Source organism: Candidatus Ichthyocystis sparus (assembly GCF_900078745.1).
GTDB lineage: Bacteria > Pseudomonadota > Gammaproteobacteria > Burkholderiales > 2013Ark19i > Ichthyocystis > Ichthyocystis sparus.
In genome coordinates, this window is the sequence record NZ_FKII01000044.1 from 76,658 (window position 1) to 99,468 (window position 22,811).

The following is a 22,811-nucleotide window of genomic DNA, read 5'->3' on the forward strand; positions in this document are numbered from 1 at the left end:
ATAATATAATTATCTTATCTAGAGTAATATTTCTATTCATCTCTTTCAACAGTATATGGTAACTTGTAATTAACGTGACTATATAGATCTGGATTAGAAGTTTCAAAGTAGAACCTACAATTAACATGTGGCATACTATTAAGCTCACACCAAAGTATATCCTGCATAGGTTGTCCATCAACATTTATAGTAGGCGTGGAAACATAGGGCAATGCAGCAGAAAATGAATACTTACTATCTTTCATATTTAGTGATTTGTAACAAACTGTAGCAGTTAATGAAATAACATCTGCGCTACCATAAGTGGATCTTACGATACCTATTGCTACAACTGGGCTAATGAGAGGGATAAAACCGTTCTTAAGAACATTATTTAACCATAAATTTTTCTGATTAATATACCCGTTTGATCCTAAAGTAGGTGTAAATGTTGCCTCCCTTACTCCACTATTACAGTTATTAGCTATGCCAGATTGCGTACTTAAATCTAAGATATGCGATTTTATGTAAATATCACTATTATTAAATTTTCTGGATAACATTACTGAACAAATAGAATAATAGTTATATATCTCTGTAGAAATAACCATACGTTGTATATAGTCATACTCAGCATTGTCATTATTAGCTATTAATTTAAAAACACCTAATATCGACCCAGTTAAAATCAGCATAGATAACAATACCTCAATAAGAAAAGACCCTTTTTCTTTTCTTGTAATATAGTAATAACTTTTCATGTTCTAATGGTTCTCTTGTTATCCCTAAAGTTAATTATACAATGGAGAGTTAATGATCTTCCTGAACACATTATTTTTATAATGTGTTTGTAAGACAAAAAAATTCACAAGTACTATGGAGAACAAAAATTGTCTATTAGGTCAAATGGATTAACTCTACTTGAACTACTTATGGCTCTAGTTATAGTTTTATCACTATTTATTGGCACTAAAAATATAATTATTAATTATTCTATTGAAAATAATATTAAAAAAATGGCATATGACTGTCTTAATATATTCACAGTTGGTAGCAACAAAGGAAGACAACACGGGGATCCATGTGGTGAATTGTCATCTGATACCAGTATAAAAATGAATACAAATATGTATACGGCCTCATGTTTACCATCTGGAAAAAATCTAACTATAACAGTAGTCGGTAAAAAATCTATAGCTGGAATCACTTTTTTAATGTCAAATGTCGATAATAAAATAACTATGACCACCTCTATATCTGGTAGCATAATTTCCAAATTTGATCCAGAACCACCATCTACTACAATTAACAACTGTATAGTGTCTGATCTACAATTAAATTGCATCCAAAATCCAGATGCATTTATCCCAACTCCATAAACTAATTATCTCGCGCCATATATCCTGCACTAACATTCACATTTCTAATAGGAACATCCATCTCAACTAATGCATATCTCCAGTGTCGCCAATTAGCTCGATCACCTGACTCCTCAGGATAATTAGCCATAGTAAAAGACCCTCCAGCCCAAGTTGGAACTGGGGAATTAAAATGCTTGTCATAATTGGCGCGCGTTAGGACTGCAAAACGCACTATATCTATATTGCCAACCTTAAGAAGACCACTTGTTAATAGATTATTAAAGCTTGTAGGATTATACCAATCTAATTTCCCAGGTGAAGATACAATTCCATACTGTGCCTGTAGAGAGACAACTCCAGGCCCTATATTTCTCACCCGCCCAGAAATTAAATTCTTTACATAAAGTCCACCACCATATTCAGCATCAACATAAATAGTATCAACATGTGCAGAACCAGCACTCAACATTCCATAGGCAGGACCATTCAAGCCATAGGAACTATAAATCATATATGGTGATGCACTTATAGATGTAATAGATGTACCAGTTGTTGATGATTCACCTGGTTTCAAAATTTCATAACCGCCAGTAGTTGCATCAATAGCAATATTTACAGATGTTTTCATTGTTGATCCGCTTGGTGCCGCATTATCAGCATGCCCATTATACAGCCAAGAAAAATTATTACCACTTGGTGGAAATACACTTTCAGCATTACTAAAATTAATTCCACCACTAGATGCAGAAGACATAATATTAATAGATGAGCTAACTGTAGGATTAGATACCGCTGCTAATTGGCAAAAAGGAGGATAATTACTTGGGATCAATGAGTCCCTGAAACGGAATAGAAATGCATACCTGGCCGGAAAAGATGGAATTTGCCTATCTATATCCAAATAATAACCAGGGTCAGAAGATGATGAGGCTGGCCTCAATGAACTCGTAAATCGCATAAAACTACTATGGTATAATGGAAGAGTATTCCAAACTATAGCCATCTGCGCTGAATTTACATCCCTGTGCTGTACTGGCTTAAATATTGCTACTGGACCAAATGGAACAGAAATAGTACCAAGACCAGGACTATGAAATGTCAGCAAACACTGGGGAATATTCAAAGACTCAAACAAAACACCACTCTTAGAAATCATCTCACGTATAGCAGATGCAGCAGCTAAAGATTGCTTATAAGCAGATACATACCCCTTAGAATCCATTGCTTTTTTAACAATATTCGAAGTCTGCATGACAACCAAAATAGTTGCAACAGAAATAGCAACACCAATTATGGTTTCAGCTAGAGAAAACCCTCCTCTTTTCATCTTCTGTCCTCAGAATATGCTCATCGACAATAACATGTCCCTACATCATCTGTTTCAACACCTGGGCAAGAAGAAAAGCTTATCTCGCACATATCTGCAATATTAGATAAAATCTTTATCTTGTATATCTTCCCATAAGAAAATTCACTATCACTAGAACTCATAACAGGATAAACGTAAATGGAATTGATTTTCCCCCTATAATCGCCAAATGATCCGTCAATAATCGACACAAAAAATTTTGTATAATATTTACCATCCTGTTTGCCAATAGCACGAATACTATAAAAATCACTGCCATATCTTGATATATCATCTGCAGAGTGATATGCCAAATTGTCAGACTTTTTTGCATCCTTAGCATATGGATGCCCAAGAAATATTTCCACATAGTTAATATCACCATAATTACTTTGTAGGGCAGTTCTATTGGCGGCAGTATCAGCTGCTATAAGACCACTACGATTAATTAGCTCTGGAGAAAATGCAAGCATACACTCCTTATATAGATGCGGTAAACAATAGGCATATGCTGCCTCTATTCTTGACTTTATTGATTTAGCATAAGTTGAGGCAGCACTATTTGCCCTACGAACTCTAAGAATGGGTGATGCTAAACTTATCATTAAAGAAAATATCAACAAAACAACTAATATCTCTATAAAAGTAAATCCATAAATGCGACTGTTGCTACAGTAACTTTCTCTGGCCATGATATTAGACTTTTTTAAAAAATCATTTATTAACTTAGATACAGTCACCCTTTTTTGATGCAATTAAACAGTTTGAAGCATTAACTGGCATTGTCCAACCATGAGGCACAGAAATTGTTCGCGGACCTGTCTCTGAAACAAGGGATTTAAAATTTGATAAACTTCTGGTGCCTTCAATCCTAACACGGAAACAATAACGATCTTCCGAGCAGGTAAACCTTAATAAGTCAGTCAATCTAGATGAAAATTCTGGGTATGTGGCGCAAAATCCAACATAAGTACGAGCATTAGTAAAGTAAGTACGGGCAACAACCTGGGCATTTAGGAGTCTAGAATTTGCATCAGACAAATCAGACCTAATCTCATTTTCTTCATATAGAGAAACTGCAACACTCATCAAAACCACCAAAATTGTAACGGTTACCATTAACTCGATAATGGAAAATCCCCTCCTCACAACTAGAATATGCCACACAGCAAAACATCCCCCATAACTATCTATGGTAGCTTAAAAAAAAACTGTCTCAACTACTTCATATATGAGTTGCCAAAATGGATTTAGGATATGTCAGGACAAGAAAAATTGGTTGTTTTTTGATTAATAATGATAAATCTCTGCCCCGGATCCAAACGAATTGTTATTGGAATTTTACCAGACTCGTTAAAGCGATCAGAAACATTACTTATAATACTATCACTCAATGGAGACATAGGATACCTGTCCGTTTGTAGACGTGGATCATAACCTGCCACTTCCTTGGTTCTCATGGATAATAGAGTACCTATTGTTGATATTCCAGCTAGAACAAAATGCGGAGCAAAATTCTGCCAAAAATGGCGATCCACATTAGCAGAGTTACCAGTAGATCCATCTGAATCAGAACTATAGAAATCTTTACCTTCTATCACATTACCATTTGGTAGAACAAACTGCTCAAAACGGAGTAGTATTCTACCAGAGTATTCCGACTGCTTTCTATCAATACGCCCAATAAACCTGCTACCAGCAGGTATAATTACACGTGACAGTGAAACTGAATCATATACATTGGCTACTACTTGAGCCCTAACAATACCATCTGGAGGAGATATAACCCTCATCATTAGTACCATAGGTATTGAAGATCCTCTAAGTAGCGTGCAAATAGGAATACTATCATCCAAAACCACCCCCCCACCAATATTATCTTGATAAGCAACCAATGGACTCATAAGAGCAGATATATTATCTTTAGCCTCACGATACTTTAAGGCATGAGATGTATGATGTTGATGATTCCGAGAGTTTTTATTCTCTGCATATGCCCCTGATATCTGTTTATCTAAAAGGTCACTAACTGGGTCAAATTTCGGAATTTGATTAGAAATGGTGCCCAAATGTCTTTGAATGCTTAGTAGCTCTTTTCTTTTATTAAGTCGGTATCTTACAACATATCCTACGATAGTACTAAACACACAAAGCGAAAACACCATTCTGGACAATAAGCGTACAAACGACGTCCTCATAGGTAACGATTGAGAAGTGATGGATGAAAAATGTTATGAATTATCTTTCTTAATGAGGTGGGTCGCCTTTTACACATTCTTACTATTTTGTCACCTAGCTTTAACAAAACGCAGTAATGTACGTGTGCAACCTTGTAATACCGACCTTTAATAACGTACTCATCAACGGAAAACTTTCCATCTATATCTGATACAAATAAAGCTGGCCAGTCCTTAACACCATCTGGCATCCTAATCCACATATGGACACCATCATCGAAAACTACATCTGGGACAAATGGCACCGAAGGAGAACTTGAGTGTACAGAGTACCCAAAATTAAGGTGATCCAAATCAATCTGAGTTAGTGAATTTTCAATACCAACCCTACCGCCATGGTTGTTTAAAAAACTAGCTGAACCCACTTCAATGGAAGAAAATTCATTAATAGAACCACTAACTCCAATATTGCCATTCTGCAATAAGCGCCAAGAAACACGATGATACCAATAGTGATTATCGTCATCTACAGACACCAACCACACATGGTACCTACGTTTATTAGTCAAAATGGTTATAGGATTTATAAGACCTCCTTGTGTCGGTTTAAAGAATAAGTCTTGCTTACCTTGACTTACTGCATGTATCCATCTAGAGGTATCGGAAAGAAAGAGACCAATAAGCGACTCATCAGGCTGAAAAGATACATTTGTCATTATTCCTACATGGGTATAAACAACATAAGTTTTATCTTCTTGATAGTTGAAAATAGCAATGGCTGGATCAGAATCCTCACCGCCAATACTCTTTTCTATAGAATGGCAAATATGGAAGTGTCTAAGAAGGTAATCATCACAGTGATGGTAATAATCTTTAGTATGCTTATCCTCAGTACCAAATGCATCATTGGGTAGGAAAATAAACAAGCCGTCACAAAGTAAAACAACAAAGTAAAGTATTATAATATGAAATTTCATCTATCTATATCACTGTCGTCAAAGAAGAATACTCTCGCATGATAATGGTAGATAGTAAATTAGATGAACCACTTTTTTATCAAACTTGGTAATAAAGAAATAACCATAATATACTGTCTTTATAGTGGTAATAACGGATTGGTGTATATGAAAAATAAAATTGCCGTAGTATTTGACTTCGACGATACTTTAACTAGAGACAGCACATCAAGATACCTAAGTTTAAACGGAATCTCACCTTCAATTTTTTGGGAAGAAGAAGTGCAACAGCTAATAGATCAAAGTTGGGACTTTGTATTAGCTTGGATGTATACCATCATGAAACATAGGAAAACTAATAACAACTTGCTCACTTTAGATTCTTTAAAATCATTTTCAAAAAGTCTTGACTTTTTCCCCGGTGTAAAAGAGATATTTGGACATATAAGGTCGTACGTAAAAAAAATAGACACTGAAAACAAAATTGATGTAGAGTTTTACATAATTTCAAGTGGAATCGGCACGATAGTTGAAAATTGTAATATATGCCATGAATTTACTGACATCTGGACTAGCAACTTATTTTTTAATAATGATGGAGTACCGTTGTTTATAAAAAATGCCGTAAGTTCTACTGAAAAAACGCGATACTTATTCCAAATACACAAAGGTTTTGTGGGAGACAATTTTAAAAACAGACCACTTGCTGTAAACGATTATGTAGCTGAAGAGGAAAGAAGAATTCCATTTGAAAATATAATTTTCATAGGGGACGGGTACACAGATATTCCTTGCTTTTCAATAGTAAATAAATTTGGTGGTACTCCCATTTGTGTATACGAAAACCACGACGAATTTTATGGCAGAAAAACATCTTCCTTCATCGAAGAAGGAAGAGCAATAAATACTGTCCTTGCTGACTATAGTCCAAGCAGCCAACTATACAACTTACTTTTTGATTCTTTATATAAAATTACGCTTCTCAATAGTTAAGGCAAACTGTTCGTGATATTTTGTATGTCTTCTACGTGAGGATTAATGTGTTTGCTCACGACATCTATATCATTAGATGCCAACTCTTGTTTAGCTTCTCTACTAATACCAGACACTGTGCTTTTCACCTTACTCACTGCACTTTCCACACTTTGCTTATCATCATCACCAGATAAACCAGTTTGAGAACTAGAAGTCTTCACTTGCCTATCGTCCTTAGAATATGCTCCCAGTGTGCTTTTTAATTCCACGCAACCATCTTTTTTAGTGCTGGTGTATACTACCTCTCCTCTTTCGGTACATTTATAAACCCCAGAAAAAGACAAAGGAGAAAATAGCAATACCATAAGTGCTACGAAGTACTTTGACACATTTACCCCCTGAGTGTAGACATGAACAAGTATAGATCATAAATTTCTTCTTCAAATTTTTAAGTAAAGTACTATACGCAGGTGAGGTAATTTATCTGCGCTGACTTGCATCACATGCCCTACATATTGACAAGATTTGGCATACAATTGCACAGATGAGTATGGAACGTATCTTATTTAGAGGAATAAAACAACAAAATAAACTCCTTTAGAGGAATCAGCTTACGATCAAAGAAGTGGCTAGCGCCTGGGAAAACAACCACCGGAATTCCCTGAGGCTCCGCCCAATTGTACACTGAATCCAGCGGCACTACTTCGTCAAGCTCACCATGCACAACCAAAGAATACTCTGGAACATGGAAGCAATCAAAACGAGACGGTGGCAATCCCAAAAGCACTATCCGGTCGAAGTGGTATAGATTAACCACACGAGACCCAACAAAAGAACCGAAAGAAAAAGAGAAGAGAGCCGTACTATCTAAGTTATAATAGCGCTCCTTACACCAATCTATAACGCTAACAGCATCATCTATCTCTCCATCACCATGACTGTAAGTACCGTGTGATTTACCAACTCCACGAAAATTAAAACGTACTGAGCAATATCCCATTTCAAGCAAAGCTTTAGAAAGTATATACGGAACCTTATGGGTCATGGAACCACCCATAAGGGGATGAGGATGCAGCACAACCCCCCAACCAATAACATCTGTACCTTGAGGCTCCTCAACTAGAACCTCAATCTTACCCGCAGGGCCATCAATAAATAAATTCTCAGTTGATGTGGATAAACCCATAGTTACTATAAAAACTTCCTGGATAAAGACAAGTTAACAGAAAATTGCCCCCCTAAAGCAGGCAAATAAACACCACCTGCACCACCAAGAGCCCAAGTATATCCATTAACATCCCCACTAAACCCCACCTCCATGTTGGCTGAATACCTTTTAACAGGATCAACAAGCACATGAAAAATAGAGGGAGCACTAATTAGGCTTGCATAAACATATCTTCTATTGCGAATATTCTCCCTATTCACAAAGAAGCTAAAAAATGAATTAAGGCCATGCCCATTAACAGAAAAATTGCCCTTAACAGACCACCCGAGGCCGGTAAGCAGTGAGTAACGCTTCTGATCTAAAAACCTCATGGAAGTAGAAGATGCCCCTTCCTCAGAAAAACCTTGGATAAAAGTGTACCTATAAAGCGCATTCACAATAGGCCCATAAGTAAGATTAGCGGAAGATTTCCAGGGATAAAAAGCACTAATCTCTCCCCAAGCACCGTAACCATCGGTCCTAGAAACTTCATGGCGTAGGGCTTTACCCAAGGTAATTTCACGGCTTATGGAAGGATATCTAATCCCAGCGGCACCCATCTTGCCAGTAAGAAGCCATTTACCTACAAACTGTTGGTGATAGGCAACTGCTCCAAACCAATTCATTAGGTAGGATGAATCATCACCATTGAGATTACCTGACCCTGAGGAGAAAAACATTGACAATCCACTATAAGATGGTGAATTGGCATCACGTAAATAGGTCCACCCAAAATTTACATCGTTAGAAGTATATGAAACTGGGGAAACTGGTCTACTATCCAACGCTAAATCAGAATCACCATGGGACAAAGACCCGGTAAAGATCCATTCATCTAGGTAATTTTTCGTTACTCCTCTCTTTGAAGTACCTATAGAAGAAAGCACATTGTTAATCAAAGCGCTACTAGAAAGTACCTTCCCTTCCGGTACTCTAGAAAGAGTAGACATTATGAATGGAGCTTCAAACAAGGATATTGCATACTCAGACATAACTTTTTCTGCGGCACCGCCTGGGTGAAGTGCATCCATGAAAAAGTAGTACGTTGGAGCATCAGGACGCTCCCAGTGCGCAACAGGGCATGGCCCATTAAGATCGGTAATCGGATCAGAACATCCAGATTTGGTAATATTTCCAAAACCATATTCAGTGTAACTAGCAAATATTTCATCAAGCAATTTTTCCCAATTAATTATCAGTAAGTTATCTCCCTTGCCTTCTCGGTTAGCAATTGAAAGATTAGAACCTAGGGACGAGTTAAAATTCTTTGTAATTTCACCGAGAGCACCTTCCATACCCAATGCATGCGCAAGAGGGGTAGACCCCAAACTTGGCATATTGGCTATAACAACGAGCTCCACATTCATGTTGCTTGCAACAAGTCTCTCAATTAATCCTAGGTTGGATACTGCCCTGTTAGAAGCCCTCAGAATGTGCCTGGCTATATCTGGGTCTAATATGTGTTTGTTTATAGCATGCATTATGTCATTGCCGCCGCCGTTAACAAAAACAATACCCTTCCGTACCCCTCCCGACTGCTGCCAGTCGGAGACAGCGCTAAGAATGTCTCCCGTCTCCTTACCGGGATAAGCATAATTGGTTCCACCTTTATCATATGGACGTATATGCTGTCCAAAGTAACTTCCCATAAGCGCCGGCCACATTTCATATCCTATAGACGTGAACGGCTTATCGCCTGCACCTCCATTTTGGGCGGTTAAGCTATCACCAAACATGGTAAAACGCCAAACCCACCCTTCATCGTCAGCTAAACTACAGGAACTAATTGATATAAAAACTAGAAATGCAATAAAAGAAGAATGAAATCTATTCACTAAATCCCCCTACTGTTTTGCTTCTGCTATTGGCATACTGCTTGCTAATAACTCGTACAACAAAATCATACTAATCAACGACTATACCCACGATGGAGGAACAGTCGCACCCATAAAGTCTGGCGACTAGTCCACCCTATCATAAAATTTGTCTCTTATTTTTATTTTTTTATCCCAAAAATGCACCATCTAATGACTAGCACACTCATAATGGTAAAACATGTTGTTGCTGGATAGTATTTAACACAACATTATCAAATGCACCTAGTAGCTTAGAATAAGAACTTAATTGGGGTATAATGGAGTGTTTCATGAATAGTTTGTAAAAATTAAAGAGGAAAGATGATAATCGGGACTCCCTTTAAAAAATCATCTAGACGTGTGCTACTACTTGGTTCTGGAGAGCTTGGGCGAGAGATTGTATTTACGCTGCAGAGGTTTGGTTGCGAAGTAACAGCTGCTAGCTCATATCCGGAAGCACCAGCGCAACAAACAGCACAAAAGAGTATCACAGCTGACCTCACCAACTCGGAACAACTTCTTCAAATCATTCACCAGGAAAAACCAGATATTATATTCACTGAAATTGAGTATATTGCATATGATGCTCTGCTAAAAGCAGAGAAAACAGGTTTGTCCAGGGTTATACCATCTGCACATGCAGTGGAAACAGCAATTCACAGAGAAAAAACAAGACGACTAGCTGCAGAAGAGCTATGTTTGGTAACATCTGCTTATGAGTTTGCTAGCAGCTGTGACGAGCTATTGTCAGTAATAAAAAACAAAATTGGATATCCGTGCATAGTCAAACCAATGACCTCTTTCTCTGGCAAAGGTCAGTCTATTGTTAGCACGGAAGAAGAAGTTGCATCTTCTTGGGATCGTGCTCAAAATGAGCCACTTGTGCACCATCCGCGTGTCATCGTCGAATCTTTCCTTGAGTTTGACTATGAAATAACACTTCTTGCTGTCCGCCACGAATTGCCTACCGGAGAGTATGTAGTTGATTTTTGTGATCCTATAGGACAAGTACAGCATAATGGAAATTATCATGAATCTTGGCAACCTTCTGACATAAGTGCTAAGGCTCTGGAACGAGCGCACACCTTTTCCAGCCTTATTGTAAATCGCCTTGGGGGAGTAGGATTGTTTGGAGTGGAATTTTTTGTGCGTGGCGAAGAAGTATGGTTCTCTGAGATCAGTTCTCGCCCCCATGACACTGGTCTAGTTACACTTTGCTCACAATATCAAAGTGAATTTGAACTCCACGTGCGTGCTGCACTGGGATTTCCCATTGACGTACAGCTTCGCGAACCAGGTGCAAGTCACGTAATCGCAAGCCAGATAGAGGCAGAGGATGTAGTATATGACAATCTGGCGGCTGCGCTTTCTTATCCCAAAACTAGTGTACATCTATTTGGAAAACCTAAGAGCATGATTAATAGACGAATGGGCATTTCGTTAGCCAACGGGCAAACTACAGATGAGGCACGATTTACTGCCAAAAAAGCAGCACAGTCGGTAATAATAAGAAAGGCAAGGTGATAACTATGCTTAATTATAAATCACCGGCTTATCTATTACTGCCATATAAATTCGGGGCTTACGACAACAGGAAAAAGTGATGTTGGGTTATCAGTTGCTCATAAGCTTGCGCTACGCTACTGGGAAAAACAGCAGCCGTTTTGTATCGATCGCCTCAATAACGGGAATAGCTCTTGGAGTAAGTTCATTAATAGTTGTGTTGTCAGTTATGAACGGCTTCCAGGAGGAGCTACGTAGGCGTGTACTAGGGGTATCGGCTCATTTGCAAGTTTTTACGCAAAATGGCTTTCCAATCAGAAATTGGAAAATCGTGGAGAAAAAGGTAAATTCTGTACCCGGCGTAAAATCTACGGCACCATTTGTTAGTGGGCAGGGATTAATCAAATCTCCTGTAGTAACTAGTGGTGTTGTGTTGCATGGAGTTATTCCGCGCTTAGAAAAAAGAATACTAGACGTACCAAATTCCTCTCTTGAAATATCTCTAAGCAATCTAGAAAATAGTCACTCCGGCATCGTGCTAGGATCAGAGCTAGCACGTCGCTCCGGTGTAAAAGTTGGAAGTACGGTGCTGGTAATGGTACCGCAGACTTCTGTAAAGACAGAGCCGCTAGGTGGCCACCCTAGAATAAAAAAATTTCGCGTTGTGGGTATATTCAATGTAGGCATGTACGAGTATGACGCTAACCTGGCTTATATCAGACTAGATGATGCCCAAAAGCTCTACCAATTACTGAAATTGGATAATATTTCTGGCATCAGTGTATCGATAGTAGATCTTTCCAAGCTAGCTCAGATCGAGGAAAAAATTTACAAATCCTTATCTTCTTTTCATGAGCAGTATCATATTTCTAATTGGCAAAAAGAGCATGAAAATCTATTTAATGCATTAAACGTAGAAAAGAGGGTCATGTTTGTAATACTTACGCTTATAGTTGCAGTAGCAGCTTTTAACATAGTATCATCTCTAGTCATGATTGTACTAGAAAAACAAAGAGATATAGCAATACTAAGCACCTTGGGGGCTACGCCTTTTTCCATTGTGTGCATTTTCCTTTTCCAAGGTCTGTTAGCATCCATCATAGGAATAAGCATAGGCACGATAGTAGGTCTTTTACTTGCTAAAAATATAGGCACTATAGTTCCGTTTATTGAAAAGCTTCTTCACGTTCAGCTTTTGAATAAGGAGATTTATCTACTTTACAAGGTTCCATCAAACATCCATATAACTGATATTGCAGCAACCGTTATAACAACCTTTGTATTGTCTACCATTGCAACTATATACCCATGTTGGAAGGCAACTCGCATTGATCCTGCTGTAATACTTAGAGATTAATAGGACATGACTGCTATTTCCGTAAACTGTGCTACCAAGAGCTATCCCATTATGCTTTCCGAGGTTGTAGTGTTTAGTAACATAAGCCTCAGTATAGATAAAGGAGAACAAATAGCAGTACTTGGAGCATCTGGATCAGGAAAAAGCACCCTACTACAGTTAATGGGTGGTTTACTGCGTCCTTCGTCTGGAACTGTTAGTTGGGGAGATGAAGATATATGGTGTATGTCTCGTAGGAAACGCATTATGTGCAGAAATCACCATATAGGCTTCATTTATCAATTTCATAATTTGCTTAATGAATTTAACGCTCTAGAAAATGTTGCCATGCCTTTAATGATAAGAGGAGAAAAAGCCTCTAGTGCCAAGGAACAAGCTGAATCATGGCTTAACAAAGTTGGACTAAAAGACAGATGCTACCATACGCCTCAACAACTATCTGGTGGAGAAAGGCAACGTGCCGCTGTGGCTAGAGCACTGTGTGGATTACCAAGTTGTATACTTGCAGATGAGCCCACAGGCAGTCTGGATGATAAAACGGCACGGGATATCTTGTACCTGCTACAAAAACTAAGTACTGATCACGATATTGCTTTAGTTTTAGTAAGTCACGATCTGATTTTAGCTCAGAATATGAGTACGCTATATACTCTAGAAAATGGAAGTCTAGTCAGTGGTTCCTAATCAGTTGGTCATTATTATCAGGAATTTTCTTCCATCATTTAGCATAAATGACATACCCAAATTATTTTACAGGGCTAATTTTAAAAAATATCAACAACATGTAGACGATCTACTAAATCAAATGTTAAATATTTCTAAGCAAGATATGGGATTTTTTTATCTGTCCCATGATGGCATACAATCTGATGAAAGCAGATGGTGGTTACTGTTCGAACCGGTTCATATTCAAGTTGGCTGGAACAAAGTATCCTTCATCCGTGGGGAGAGCATCGACGTATCTACAGATGAGACGGATACATTTTTGCAACAATTGTCTGAAGGCAGCAGTGGAGGATACAAATGGATAGCAACTAATACCAACCGTTGGTTTTGTCTTGTAGATGAGCTACCGGATATCTATGACAACAATGTTGAAACATCTGTATCATGGAAAAAGCAATTGACAGAATGGGAAATGATCTTACATGGATCATGTATTAATGCTAGATTGGTGGCTAGTAACAGGCCTACAATAAATGGAATAAGGCTAATATCATATGGTTCTACCACGAAATCGTGGACACTGCCCATTAATCCGTTTGAACATATTTGGACTAATGATAAATGGTTACAAGACCTGTGTAATAGGCAAAATAAATGCCCGCATCAGTTGAAAAATTCATATCCATCAATTGAAAGCGGTATGCGTGGTCCCTTCCTGATTGATGATCAATTTAACTATCTGCCATGGAATAAAGAATTACATAAAGTTGTTTCTTACCTTGGAAAAATAAACATAAATCGCATTGATCTTTATTTGGATAGTGCTGATAAAAGTAGTAGTATAGGCCTACTCCTTCGAAACATTGATAGATACAAGTTCTGGAAAAATAACCAGAATGAAATCTCTCAATATCTTAAAGAATAGGGAAATTGGACCCACAAAATCATGAGTCTTATAATTAGAGAAAGGCCCTTTGACAATGATGTTGTCAGGAATCTTGTCGATTCTGGAATTAGTCCAATCTTAGCTCGTATTTTTGCAGCGCGAGGAATTGAATCCAATGAGGACGTGTATGAGTCTTTTAGTAATTTAATTCCGCACTTTTCAATGAAAAACATTTCTCTTGCTGCTGAAATGGTAACTGGTGCCATTATTCGCAAGGAAAAAATAGTCATATTGTCTGATTATGATTGTGATGGTGCAACAGGATGTGCACTAGGGCACGAGGCTCTATCTAAGCTAGGTGCTGATGTTGAGTATTTTATACCGGATCGCACAACAATGGGATACGGCCTAAGCCCAGAGTCAATTGGTGCTTTAACTAAAGAATACGAGCCTAAATGGATAATTACAGTAGATAATGGAATATCAAGTGTTGATGGGGTCAGATATGCTAAGGATCTTGGAATAGGAGTTATCATAACCGATCATCACTTAGCGGGCGCCAAACTGCCTGAGGCTGATGCCATCATAAATCCCAATCAACCTGGATGCCCTTTTCCCAGCAAGTACTTATCTGGTGTGGGTGTGATATTCTATTTCATGCTAGCCATTCGTCAATGTATGCGAGATCATAATTTACTATCAGTTGAATCTCAACCTAACTTTGCTAACCTTTTAGATTTAGTTGCTATTGGCACTATTGCCGACATGGTACCTCTGGACAGAAACAACCGTATCCTAGTTAAGGAAGGAATGCAACGTATTAGACGAGGAGTAGCACATCCAGGCGTAATAGCACTTTTTCAGGTAGCGCGTAAGGACCATAGAAAAGCCACTACTAATGATATAAGCTTTCTGATAGCGCCTCGCATAAATGCCGCTGGTCGCATTTCAGATATGAGAGTAGGAATAGATTGTTTGATAGCAACATCTTCAGCAAGTGCCTATGAGCTAGCAAAATCACTAAATAGCATGAATAACAAGAGAAAAATCATAGAAGCTTCTATGAGAGATCAGGCAATGTCAAAACTGTCCGAGCTATCGTCAGAAAAAAGCACAGTGGTTTTGTATGACCGTGAATGGCACCCTGGATTAGTTGGACTGATAGCAAATAGGATTAAGGATGCAACACAGTTACCAACTATAGCTTTCTCTAATTGTGGCAATAGTATATTGCGTGGTTCGGGAAGATCTATATCACAAATACATATTAAATCCGTTTTTGACATTGTAGATAAGGAAAATCCTGGCATGTTGCTACAATATGGTGGACATGCGTCAGCTGCTGGGTTAACCATAAACGAATTGGATCTTAACAACTTTACTGTTGCTTTCGAACATGCTGTTAATAAAGAGATGGAAAACAAGGTCTCACATGAAGAGGTACTAACGGATGGTTCTTTAGATCCGTGTGATATAAACATGAAGTTAATAGAGGATATTGAAAACACTGTATGGGGAAAAGATTTCAGTGAACCCCTTTTTTGCAATAAATTCGAAATACAAAACATTAAAGTTGTGCAAAATAAACATTTGTCATTCAGATTAAAGCACGGATCATATTCATTTCCGGCATTCCAATGGAATCGCAACAATGTACCAGAAGTGCCAGGCAGAGCAATTTATCAGCTAAAGTCTAGCCGGTTCGGACAAATAGGGCCGGCATTGGTAATAAGCGCATGGGAAAATGATTAGATTAACGGGCTGATGAAAACCATTACACGCGACATACACCACATAATCTTTTTTATTGGGGTCGGGAGTTCTCGTGCTCCATTAAGCCTTGCATGCTCTTGATGTTGCTCCTCTTCTTTTTTCATAACAGAAAAAATCTCTGCACTTCTAGGATCCTGATCACTAAGAGCTTCTAAATGTTCGCTCAGGTGTCTTGCAACCTGCTTTTCTGTTTCCTCAAGAAACCCCAAACTCCAACTATCGCCACAACAGCCAGCAAATAATCCTATAAAAAAGGAAGATGTAAACCATAGCGGCAATAACATACTTGGACGGCCACCCAATTCATACAGTCTACTCAAACACCAAGATAAGTGATCAAACTCCTCTAGGGAAGCACTCAAAAGGTAATCCCGCAGCTGTCCATGTGTGCATGATGATAAAATCTGGCCTTGGTATAAGCCCTGCGCGCACACCTCTCCAACATGATTAATACGCAGCAAATTAATACTCTTACGTCGCTGCTCAGAAGAAATTTCATCACTATCACTATAGGAACGTGAATACGGCTGGCGAGTAGAATTAGTTGTACCAGTAACTGTCCTCAAAAAAGAATCAAAGGCTACGATGAGACGTTCCACAAAAAGGCTCCAACATGAAAAGGGGGTACCCCCCTTTTTCATTCTCTGAGTATTCAAACTAGAAGCTAGAAATTATAGCGTACGCCAACCACAAACTCTTCAGGATTATTACCCAATGGCACTATCGGTGCGGGCAAAGAGGCATTACCTATAGAGTAATGTGCTAGCTTACCATTCATAATCTTAGATGCTGAAACGTACAAAACCACATCTTTTCTAAGCTCGTACAAATAAGCAAGGCCAAACAACCTAGAATTACTTTTATCTGGAGCAGGAGATGACGACTGTGAACCTAATTTATTAGTTAAAATAGAAAAATTAGTAACAAATGTTCCACGACCAGAAGACATGGAAGCACCAATACTTAAGACATTATTCTTACTTACCGGAACGTAAAAACTCCCAGTAGGGTAAGTATATCTAGTTTGCCTCCTAAAACTGACAAATGGCTTAACTTTAGGAAAAGAGTAGGAAAAACCTAAAATATAGCTAACAAGATTGGAAGGCCTCTTAAAGGCCGGAGGTACACCAGGCCTGGGATAATCAGTATATGAATCATTAACACTGCTATAAGCAGCGCCAAAGTATACAGGACCACTGGTGTACTGAACGCTACCACCATAGGCAACACTACCATTAACTGGAACCTCGGGTACAGTAATATCATCATTGGTCATATTTTGATCACCGGTAGAATAAGACACCTGAGCAACCAACCCCCTAATACTATTGGTAGTAAGCTTAACTGAATTATCTAGACGATCTGTACCTTCCGAATAAGTATCCGGAGAAAAACCCAGCCCACCGCACGTGGGATCGAGATTACACTTCACGTAGGAGATGGGGGAGTACTGTCTACCCAAAGACACTTCACCAAATTTAGTTTTTAAGTAGATACGAGCCATACGATTCCACAGGGTACCAAATGTAGCTCCAGGAATAATACGCAACTGATCAATATTACTACCAGAATCCAAGAACAAGCCCCTCTCAAAAGTAAAGCCTGTCTCAAACTGGAAACCTATTTTCGAATCAGGATCAATATCCTTCTCACCCTTTATACCTAAAACTGATGGATCTAACACACCAGAAGTAAACCGCCCAACGCGAACACGGGCACCGGAAGGATCTAAACCTAAGTCAATATACTCGAATCCAAAATCTGCAGTACCATATATGGTAAGCTCGGCAAAAACAGGAGCCGCAAACAACGCTACAACAACCGCAACTAGTACCTTCTTCCGCATTAAAGCTCCCCTATAAAAATCGGTGCAAACAAACATACCCTGTCTGAATCAAGGGCCTGCCATTCTCCCAAAACAAATTATAACAAGCAACTACAGAAAATCTTGATGTTGCTTTTTAACAACCAAAACAGCCCTTTAAAAATTATTTTTTTAAGATCAGGGAACAGACTTACGAATTTTATTTATGATTTCTGCGTAAGAGCAATTTTGCCCAAAAAAAGCAGAACCTATGACAAAAACGTCTGCACCATGGCAAGATAGCTCATATATGTTGTCAACAGTAACGCCGCCGTCAACTTCAAGGTTTATACGACGTTTAGTCCTGTCATAGTATAAATCAAGAATAGATTTTACCTCACTAATTTTTGGGATTACGCTGCTAATCATCTTCTGACCAGAAAAACCTGGATTAACTAACATTAGCAATACCAAGTCAATTTTATCAAGTACATAATCTAGGACACTACATGGAGTTGTAGGATTTAAAGCAACTCCAACTAAACAACCTTGTTCGCGAATAAAGGATAGTAGCCTGTCAAGATGATCTACTACTTCCACATGAACAGTAATAATATTAGCACCACTTTGGGCAAACATCGATACAAGATCGTCAGCACGACGAACCATAAGATGGACATCTATGGGAAGAGAGGTATGTGGTCGTATTGCACTACAAACACACGGACCAACTGTCAAATTAGGTACATAGTTTCCATCCATAACATCAAAGTGAATCCAATCTGCACCTGCATCCTCAATCTCCGTTATCTCCTTTCTCAAACAAGAAAAGTCAGATGACAAAATACTGGGAGCAATACGAACAGTTGGCATAAAATACTCCATGACATAGAATGCTCAATTAAAGAGGAATACACCAATGAATAATAATTTATCTCGCCATTGGCAAAGATTCAGTAGGATATCTCCTCGAGATGTTCGCACCAAGACGGAAGAACTGCTGAAAGAAAGCCAACAAGCTATTGACTCTCTAGCAGATGATAGCACACCCTCGTCTTGGGAAGGGTTTGCGATATCCGTTGAAGACATTTTGCAAAATATAGAGTCGTTTTGGTCACCGGTAGCACATCTTAACGCTGTTATGAGCACGGAGGAGTGGCGAAATGCATTTAATGAATCCAATCCTCTGATAGTCAGTTTTTTTACCCGGCTACAACAAAATCACGATCTCTACAAAAAGTATATTGCTCTAAGTCAATCACCTGATTTTGGCAAATTAGGGCAAGCTAAGCGTAGGATAATTGAGCTGTCGATCAAAAATTTTGAATTGTCGGGAGTAAATCTTCCCAAAGAAAAACAGAAAAAACTTTCTGACATAGAAGACAAGTTAGCGCTACTGATGAATAAATTTGCTGAAAACAGTCTGGATAGTACTAACTTTTTTAAATTACACATTCAAAACAAGGAAGAGCTGGAGGAAATCCCTGAAAGGGTTGTGAAACAAGCAGCAGAATTGGCAAAAAAACAAGGTAAATCGGGATGGATCTTAACTCTTCAAGAACCATGTTTTATGCCAGTTATGCGACACGCAAAAAATAGAAACCTTAGAGAAACCATGTATAAAGCATATGTTACTCAAGCATCGGATCTGTTCTCATCATATGCAGGTGGCTCAAATGAGTGGGATAATAGTAAAAACATAAAGGAAATAATGGATCTTCGCTTAGAAAAAGCACATTTACTAGAGTTTGCCAATTTTGCTGAGTACTCTTTGTCACTAAAAATGGCTGATACTACAGGTGAAGTAAACACTTTCCTAGAGCAGATGGTTGCCCGTACAAAAGAGGCTGGAGTAAGGGATGCAAACGAGCTTAGGGAGTTTGCAAAAAACAGCCTCGGAATAGACAAGATGGAACAATGGGACCTAAGTTACGCATCAGAGCAACTCAAGATCTCTAAATTCCAACTTGACAATGAGAAAGTAAGACAATACTTCCCATGGGAAAAAGTTCTGGAGGGACTGTTCCTCCTGGTAGAAACATTATATGACATTGTCATAGAGAAAATAGAAGTTCCAGTGTATCACACTGATGTTAAGGTGTATCAGATAAAAGACAAAGGCTCTCTAAGTGTAATAGGGCATTTCTATCTTGATCCATTTGCACGTGAAAACAAAAGATCAGGAGCATGGGTTGATGGCTGCCGCACACGGCACAGACGTATTGAAAAGGAACTTGAAACTCCTGTCACATATGTAGTCTGCAATTTCCCTGGAAAAACCTCTACACTAGATTCTTACCTATCACACAATGAAATTATAACACTGTTTCATGAATTTGGACATGCACTACATCAACTACTGACCGAAGTTGATGTGCACAGTATATCGGGATTTAATGGTGTAGAGTGGGACGCTGTAGAGATACCTTCACAGTTTATGGAAAACTTTGCTTGGGATGAATCAATTTTGGTGAGTTTAAGCGCTCATGAAGTTAATAATACGCAATTACCAAATGACGTGTATCAAAAAATGATTGCAGCGAAAAACTTTCATGTTGGCCTAGCATGGCTGAGGCAACTTGAATTTTCTATATTTGATTTTCGCATCCATGAAAATTGGTCACCTAAAATGGATGTGATGGAGGAGTTATGGAAGGTACAAGAAGAGGTAGCTGTGATAATTCCACCTCGGTGGAATCGTTTCCCTATGATGTTCGGCCATATATTTGCATCACCAGCGTACGCTGCAGGATACTACAGCTACAAATGGGCAGAGGTTCTGTCGGCTGATGCTTTTGAAGCTTTTGAAGAAAGCGGGGTTATAGTAAATAAAGAGGTAGGAAATCTTTTTCGCAGAGAAATCATATCCGCAGGGGCGTCCCGTCCAATGAAGGACTCTTTTCGCAAATTTAGGGGACGAGATCCACAAATCAACGCTCTACTAAGGCATAACGGCATATTATAAAATTTTAGGCATCAACCAAAAACCCTTTATCAACAAACTTGGTACGGTTCTTTTCAGGACCGAACACAATTAGAACGTCATTGGATTGAAGCTTAAACTCCTTATCGGGGGACATTATCCTTTCGGCTCCTCTCTTAATGCTTCTAACGGAGATATTATCTTCGAAAAAACCAAGCTCATCTAGGGACATGCCAATAGAGTCAGAGCCCTCTGGAAGTGAGCATTGCCACCACGAAAGAGGTCCCTCTTCTCCATCGGAATAGCCCAAAAACGGGTAAATAGAAGCGTAATTCTTGGCTCTCACACGATTAACCATCTTTCTAACCCTAAACATTGGCAACCCGCTAAGAGTCATAACATGGGTCAACAAAACCAATCCTGTCTCTAAAACATCTGGCACAACCTCATTAGCACCAGCTTCCAAAAAACGTGGGATGTCTGATGATAATGAAACACGAGATATGATAGGAATATCTTGATTAACTTTTCTAACCTCACTGACAATACGACACGCTTCAGCACAACTAGGAAATGCAGTGACTAGGGCACTTGCCCTATCTAACCCAGCAGACTGGATAAACTCCAAGGTTGGTTCACCATGAATTACTAATCCACTAAAGGTACTAGCAGCGCGTACCACATTTTCATTTATATCAATGACTGTATAGGGAACTGATTCTTCTTCAAATACACGGCATATAAATTGTCCATGCCTACCAAAGCCCAGCACTATAACGTGTTTGTTCTGAGATATAGACTTTTCTATAATTCCGGCGAGATAAGTTTCGTGAATATTTATAGCTACCCTAAGGTGCGAATTATTAATAAAGCGATAGCTATATTGAATAAGTATAGTAACCAAAATCATTGACAAGACCATTGAGACAACTAATATCTTTTCCAAATCTTGACTTACCAAGCTCACACTTTGTCCAATTGCTAACATAACAAAGCTAAATTCTCCAGCAGAACACAACCATAATCCTGTCTTGCTAGCTGTAAATAAGTCGCGACTAAAGATATAACTTACTAAAGCAGTAAGAACGGCCTTAGACACCATTAGTACAACAACTATTCCTATAATTATAGGAAAATATTTTAGCAAAATAGATAGGTCGAGATACATTCCAAGTGTGACAAAAAATATTCCCAACAATATGTCACGAAATGGTCTAATATCCTCTTCCACTTGTTCTTGATATTCAGTATCGGATAGCAACATTCCTGCCAAAAAAGCCCCCAACTCCATTGGTAAACTCATGAGACTCATAACAAAAGACAGTCCCATGCTTACAAAAAATATGTTAAGCAGAAATAACTCATGAGATTGACCGCGTGAAACAATATCGAACCACTTATGCATAACTGGCCTACCCCACCTTAGTACTATGGACAAAACCAGTACAGATTTGGTCAAGGCAGAAACAACAGTAACAATTGGAAGGGCCGTACCTGGTTCACCCAAGGCGGATAATATAATCAACATAGGCACGATAGCTATGTCTTGAAATAAAGCAATTCCCAATACTTCGTATCCATGAGCTGAATGAACAATACCTCTTTCAACAAGCATCTTTCCAACGATAGCTGTTGAAGACATAGAAAACATGAAGCTCATCAATAGTGACGATTGCCAAGATAATAAAAATACCCAAAAAGACAAACAGAAAGTAGCAATGGCAACTATAAAAACCTGAGTCAGACCTACCTGAAAAACTAAACGTTGAATGGCGCGGAGCTTTTCGAGACTAAACTCTAGTCCCATAGTAAACAACAGCAAAGCTATACCAAACTCGGCTAATTCCTTGAGTACACTCGCATCTGAAAGACTTATCTTTAAAATACCGGACAACACAATTCCAACTAATAGATATCCGATCATAGCGGGCAAGTTGAAACGTCGTGCCATAGTTACTGACACGACCAACCCACCTACTATGGAAACAAAAAAACCCAAACCAACCATCACGTCACCCAGTTCAGATGTAAATACCTTTA

The 22,811-nt window shown here is 38.7% G+C and carries 21 protein-coding genes; 8 read left to right on the forward strand and 13 right to left on the reverse strand.

What is annotated here, in order from left to right; genetic code table 11:
• Positions 1-32: 32 nt before the first annotated feature.
• The gene (locus tag A6733_RS01755) at positions 33-740 is read right to left on the reverse strand and encodes a type IV pilus modification PilV family protein (protein ID WP_092401491.1); all 708 of its coding nucleotides are present in this window, start codon (positions 738-740) and stop codon (positions 33-35) included.
• Positions 741-869: 129 nt separating this feature from the next.
• On the opposite strand from A6733_RS01755, the gene A6733_RS08265 reads away from it, so the two are divergent.
• On the forward strand, positions 870-1,358 hold the full coding sequence (locus A6733_RS08265) for a prepilin-type N-terminal cleavage/methylation domain-containing protein (protein WP_176695541.1): 489 nt from the start codon (positions 870-872) through the stop codon (positions 1,356-1,358).
• Position 1,359: 1 nt separating this feature from the next.
• Here A6733_RS08265 and A6733_RS01765 read toward each other — a convergent pair whose 3' ends face one another.
• The 5 genes from A6733_RS01765 to A6733_RS01785 all read right to left on the reverse strand — a co-directional run bounded on the left by A6733_RS01765 (position 1,360) and on the right by A6733_RS01785 (position 5,842).
• The gene (locus A6733_RS01765; RefSeq protein ID WP_092401497.1) at positions 1,360-2,667 is read right to left on the reverse strand and encodes a hypothetical protein; all 1,308 of its coding nucleotides are present in this window, start codon (positions 2,665-2,667) and stop codon (positions 1,360-1,362) included.
• A 20-nt stretch (positions 2,668-2,687) separates the two neighbouring features.
• Positions 2,688-3,428 (reverse strand): type II secretion system protein, encoded by a 741-nt coding sequence (locus A6733_RS01770; protein ID WP_092401500.1) that lies wholly within the window; start codon positions 3,426-3,428, stop codon positions 2,688-2,690.
• Complete coding sequence (locus A6733_RS01775; RefSeq protein ID WP_092401503.1) at positions 3,415-3,855, reverse strand: type IV pilin protein; 441 nt, start codon at positions 3,853-3,855, stop codon at positions 3,415-3,417. The genes A6733_RS01770 and A6733_RS01775 overlap by 14 nt, the downstream gene beginning before the upstream one ends.
• 83 nt (positions 3,856-3,938) lie before the next feature.
• Positions 3,939-4,886 carry a TraB/TrbI/VirB10 family type IV secretion system protein gene (locus A6733_RS01780; RefSeq protein ID WP_092460313.1) on the reverse strand — a complete coding sequence of 316 codons (948 nt, stop codon included), beginning with the start codon at positions 4,884-4,886 and terminating at the stop codon, positions 3,939-3,941.
• Positions 4,883-5,842: a TrbG/VirB9 family P-type conjugative transfer protein gene (locus A6733_RS01785; protein WP_092401509.1), complete on the reverse strand. Its 960-nt coding sequence runs from the start codon at positions 5,840-5,842 to the stop codon at positions 4,883-4,885. The genes A6733_RS01780 and A6733_RS01785 overlap by 4 nt, the downstream gene beginning before the upstream one ends.
• 147 nt (positions 5,843-5,989) lie before the next feature.
• On the opposite strand from A6733_RS01785, the gene A6733_RS01790 reads away from it, so the two are divergent.
• The gene (locus A6733_RS01790; protein ID WP_175330477.1) at positions 5,990-6,814 is read left to right on the forward strand and encodes an HAD family hydrolase; all 825 of its coding nucleotides are present in this window, start codon (positions 5,990-5,992) and stop codon (positions 6,812-6,814) included.
• Here A6733_RS01790 and A6733_RS01795 read toward each other — a convergent pair.
• From A6733_RS01795 to A6733_RS01805, 3 genes are all read right to left on the reverse strand, one after another.
• Positions 6,811-7,185, reverse strand: coding sequence for a DUF4124 domain-containing protein (locus A6733_RS01795; protein ID WP_092401515.1), 375 nt, complete (start codon positions 7,183-7,185; stop codon positions 6,811-6,813). The two genes, A6733_RS01790 and A6733_RS01795, sit on opposite strands and share 4 nt — an antisense overlap.
• Before the next feature lie 173 nt (positions 7,186-7,358).
• Positions 7,359-7,982, reverse strand: coding sequence for an alpha/beta hydrolase (locus tag A6733_RS01800; protein WP_092401518.1), 624 nt, complete (start codon positions 7,980-7,982; stop codon positions 7,359-7,361).
• Positions 7,983-7,987: 5 nt separating this feature from the next.
• On the reverse strand, positions 7,988-9,838 hold the full coding sequence (locus A6733_RS01805) for an autotransporter domain-containing protein (protein WP_092401521.1): 1,851 nt from the start codon (positions 9,836-9,838) through the stop codon (positions 7,988-7,990).
• A 342-nt stretch (positions 9,839-10,180) separates the two neighbouring features.
• Between A6733_RS01805 and purT the strand changes: the two genes are divergently transcribed.
• The 5 genes from purT (at position 10,181) to recJ (ending at position 16,023) form a co-directional block, all read left to right on the forward strand.
• Complete coding sequence (gene purT, locus A6733_RS01810) at positions 10,181-11,383, forward strand: formate-dependent phosphoribosylglycinamide formyltransferase (RefSeq protein WP_092401524.1); 1,203 nt, start codon at positions 10,181-10,183, stop codon at positions 11,381-11,383.
• A gap of 79 nt (positions 11,384-11,462) precedes the next feature.
• Entirely contained in the window at positions 11,463-12,719 is a 1,257-nt protein-coding gene (locus A6733_RS01815) for a lipoprotein-releasing ABC transporter permease subunit (protein WP_092460318.1), read from the forward strand.
• A gap of 51 nt (positions 12,720-12,770) precedes the next feature.
• Complete coding sequence (locus A6733_RS01820; protein ID WP_175330478.1) at positions 12,771-13,403, forward strand: ABC transporter ATP-binding protein; 633 nt, start codon at positions 12,771-12,773, stop codon at positions 13,401-13,403.
• Positions 13,393-14,310 (forward strand): hypothetical protein, encoded by a 918-nt coding sequence (locus tag A6733_RS01825; RefSeq protein WP_092401533.1) that lies wholly within the window; start codon positions 13,393-13,395, stop codon positions 14,308-14,310. Before A6733_RS01820 ends, A6733_RS01825 begins: the two co-directional genes overlap by 11 nt.
• A 21-nt stretch (positions 14,311-14,331) precedes the next feature.
• Positions 14,332-16,023 (forward strand): single-stranded-DNA-specific exonuclease RecJ, encoded by a 1,692-nt coding sequence (recJ, locus tag A6733_RS01830; protein ID WP_092401537.1) that lies wholly within the window; start codon positions 14,332-14,334, stop codon positions 16,021-16,023.
• Here recJ and coq7 read toward each other — a convergent pair.
• From coq7 to rpe, 3 genes are all read right to left on the reverse strand, one after another.
• A complete protein-coding gene (gene coq7, locus A6733_RS01835; RefSeq protein WP_175330479.1) occupies positions 16,020-16,643 on the reverse strand; it encodes a 2-polyprenyl-3-methyl-6-methoxy-1,4-benzoquinone monooxygenase in 624 nt (207 codons plus the stop codon). The genes recJ and coq7 overlap by 4 nt on opposite strands.
• A gap of 65 nt (positions 16,644-16,708) precedes the next feature.
• Complete coding sequence (locus tag A6733_RS01840; RefSeq protein WP_176695540.1) at positions 16,709-17,890, reverse strand: porin; 1,182 nt, start codon at positions 17,888-17,890, stop codon at positions 16,709-16,711.
• Positions 17,891-18,046: 156 nt separating this feature from the next.
• Positions 18,047-18,721, reverse strand: a complete 675-nt coding sequence (gene rpe, locus A6733_RS01845) for a ribulose-phosphate 3-epimerase (protein ID WP_092401547.1) — start codon at positions 18,719-18,721, stop codon at positions 18,047-18,049.
• 46 nt (positions 18,722-18,767) lie between these two features.
• Here rpe and A6733_RS01850 point away from each other — a divergent pair, with 46 nt between their 5' ends.
• Positions 18,768-20,813, forward strand: coding sequence for a M3 family metallopeptidase (locus tag A6733_RS01850; protein WP_092411224.1), 2,046 nt, complete (start codon positions 18,768-18,770; stop codon positions 20,811-20,813).
• A gap of 4 nt (positions 20,814-20,817) precedes the next feature.
• Here the strand turns inward: A6733_RS01850 and A6733_RS01855 are convergent, their stop codons facing one another.
• Positions 20,818-22,779, reverse strand: coding sequence for a monovalent cation:proton antiporter family protein (locus A6733_RS01855; RefSeq protein WP_092401553.1), 1,962 nt, complete (start codon positions 22,777-22,779; stop codon positions 20,818-20,820).
• Between the last annotated feature and the right edge of the window lie 32 nt (positions 22,780-22,811).

Bases quoted from the DNA above. Each gene is read 5' to 3' on its own strand.
- recJ (WP_092401537.1), top strand. From the start codon at position 14,332: ATGAGTCTTATAATTAGAGAAAGGCCCTTTGACAATGATGTTGTCAGG.
- A6733_RS01850 (WP_092411224.1), top strand. From the start codon at position 18,768: ATGAATAATAATTTATCTCGCCATTGGCAAAGATTCAGTAGGATATCT.
- A6733_RS01790 (WP_175330477.1), top strand. From the start codon at position 5,990: ATGAAAAATAAAATTGCCGTAGTATTTGACTTCGACGATACTTTAACT.
- A6733_RS01765 (WP_092401497.1), bottom strand. From the start codon at position 2,667: ATGAAAAGAGGAGGGTTTTCTCTAGCTGAAACCATAATTGGTGTTGCT.
- A6733_RS01780 (WP_092460313.1), bottom strand. From the start codon at position 4,886: ATGAGGACGTCGTTTGTACGCTTATTGTCCAGAATGGTGTTTTCGCTT.
- A6733_RS01815 (WP_092460318.1), top strand. From the start codon at position 11,463: ATGTTGGGTTATCAGTTGCTCATAAGCTTGCGCTACGCTACTGGGAAA.
- A6733_RS01840 (WP_176695540.1), bottom strand. From the start codon at position 17,890: ATGCGGAAGAAGGTACTAGTTGCGGTTGTTGTAGCGTTGTTTGCGGCT.
- rpe (WP_092401547.1), bottom strand. From the start codon at position 18,721: ATGCCAACTGTTCGTATTGCTCCCAGTATTTTGTCATCTGACTTTTCT.
- A6733_RS01855 (WP_092401553.1), bottom strand. From the start codon at position 22,779: ATGGTTGGTTTGGGTTTTTTTGTTTCCATAGTAGGTGGGTTGGTCGTG.
- purT (WP_092401524.1), top strand. From the start codon at position 10,181: ATGATAATCGGGACTCCCTTTAAAAAATCATCTAGACGTGTGCTACTA.
- A6733_RS01755 (WP_092401491.1), bottom strand. From the start codon at position 740: ATGAAAAGTTATTACTATATTACAAGAAAAGAAAAAGGGTCTTTTCTT.
- A6733_RS01785 (WP_092401509.1), bottom strand. From the start codon at position 5,842: ATGAAATTTCATATTATAATACTTTACTTTGTTGTTTTACTTTGTGAC.
- A6733_RS01820 (WP_175330478.1), top strand. From the start codon at position 12,771: ATGCTTTCCGAGGTTGTAGTGTTTAGTAACATAAGCCTCAGTATAGAT.
- A6733_RS01800 (WP_092401518.1), bottom strand. From the start codon at position 7,982: ATGGGTTTATCCACATCAACTGAGAATTTATTTATTGATGGCCCTGCG.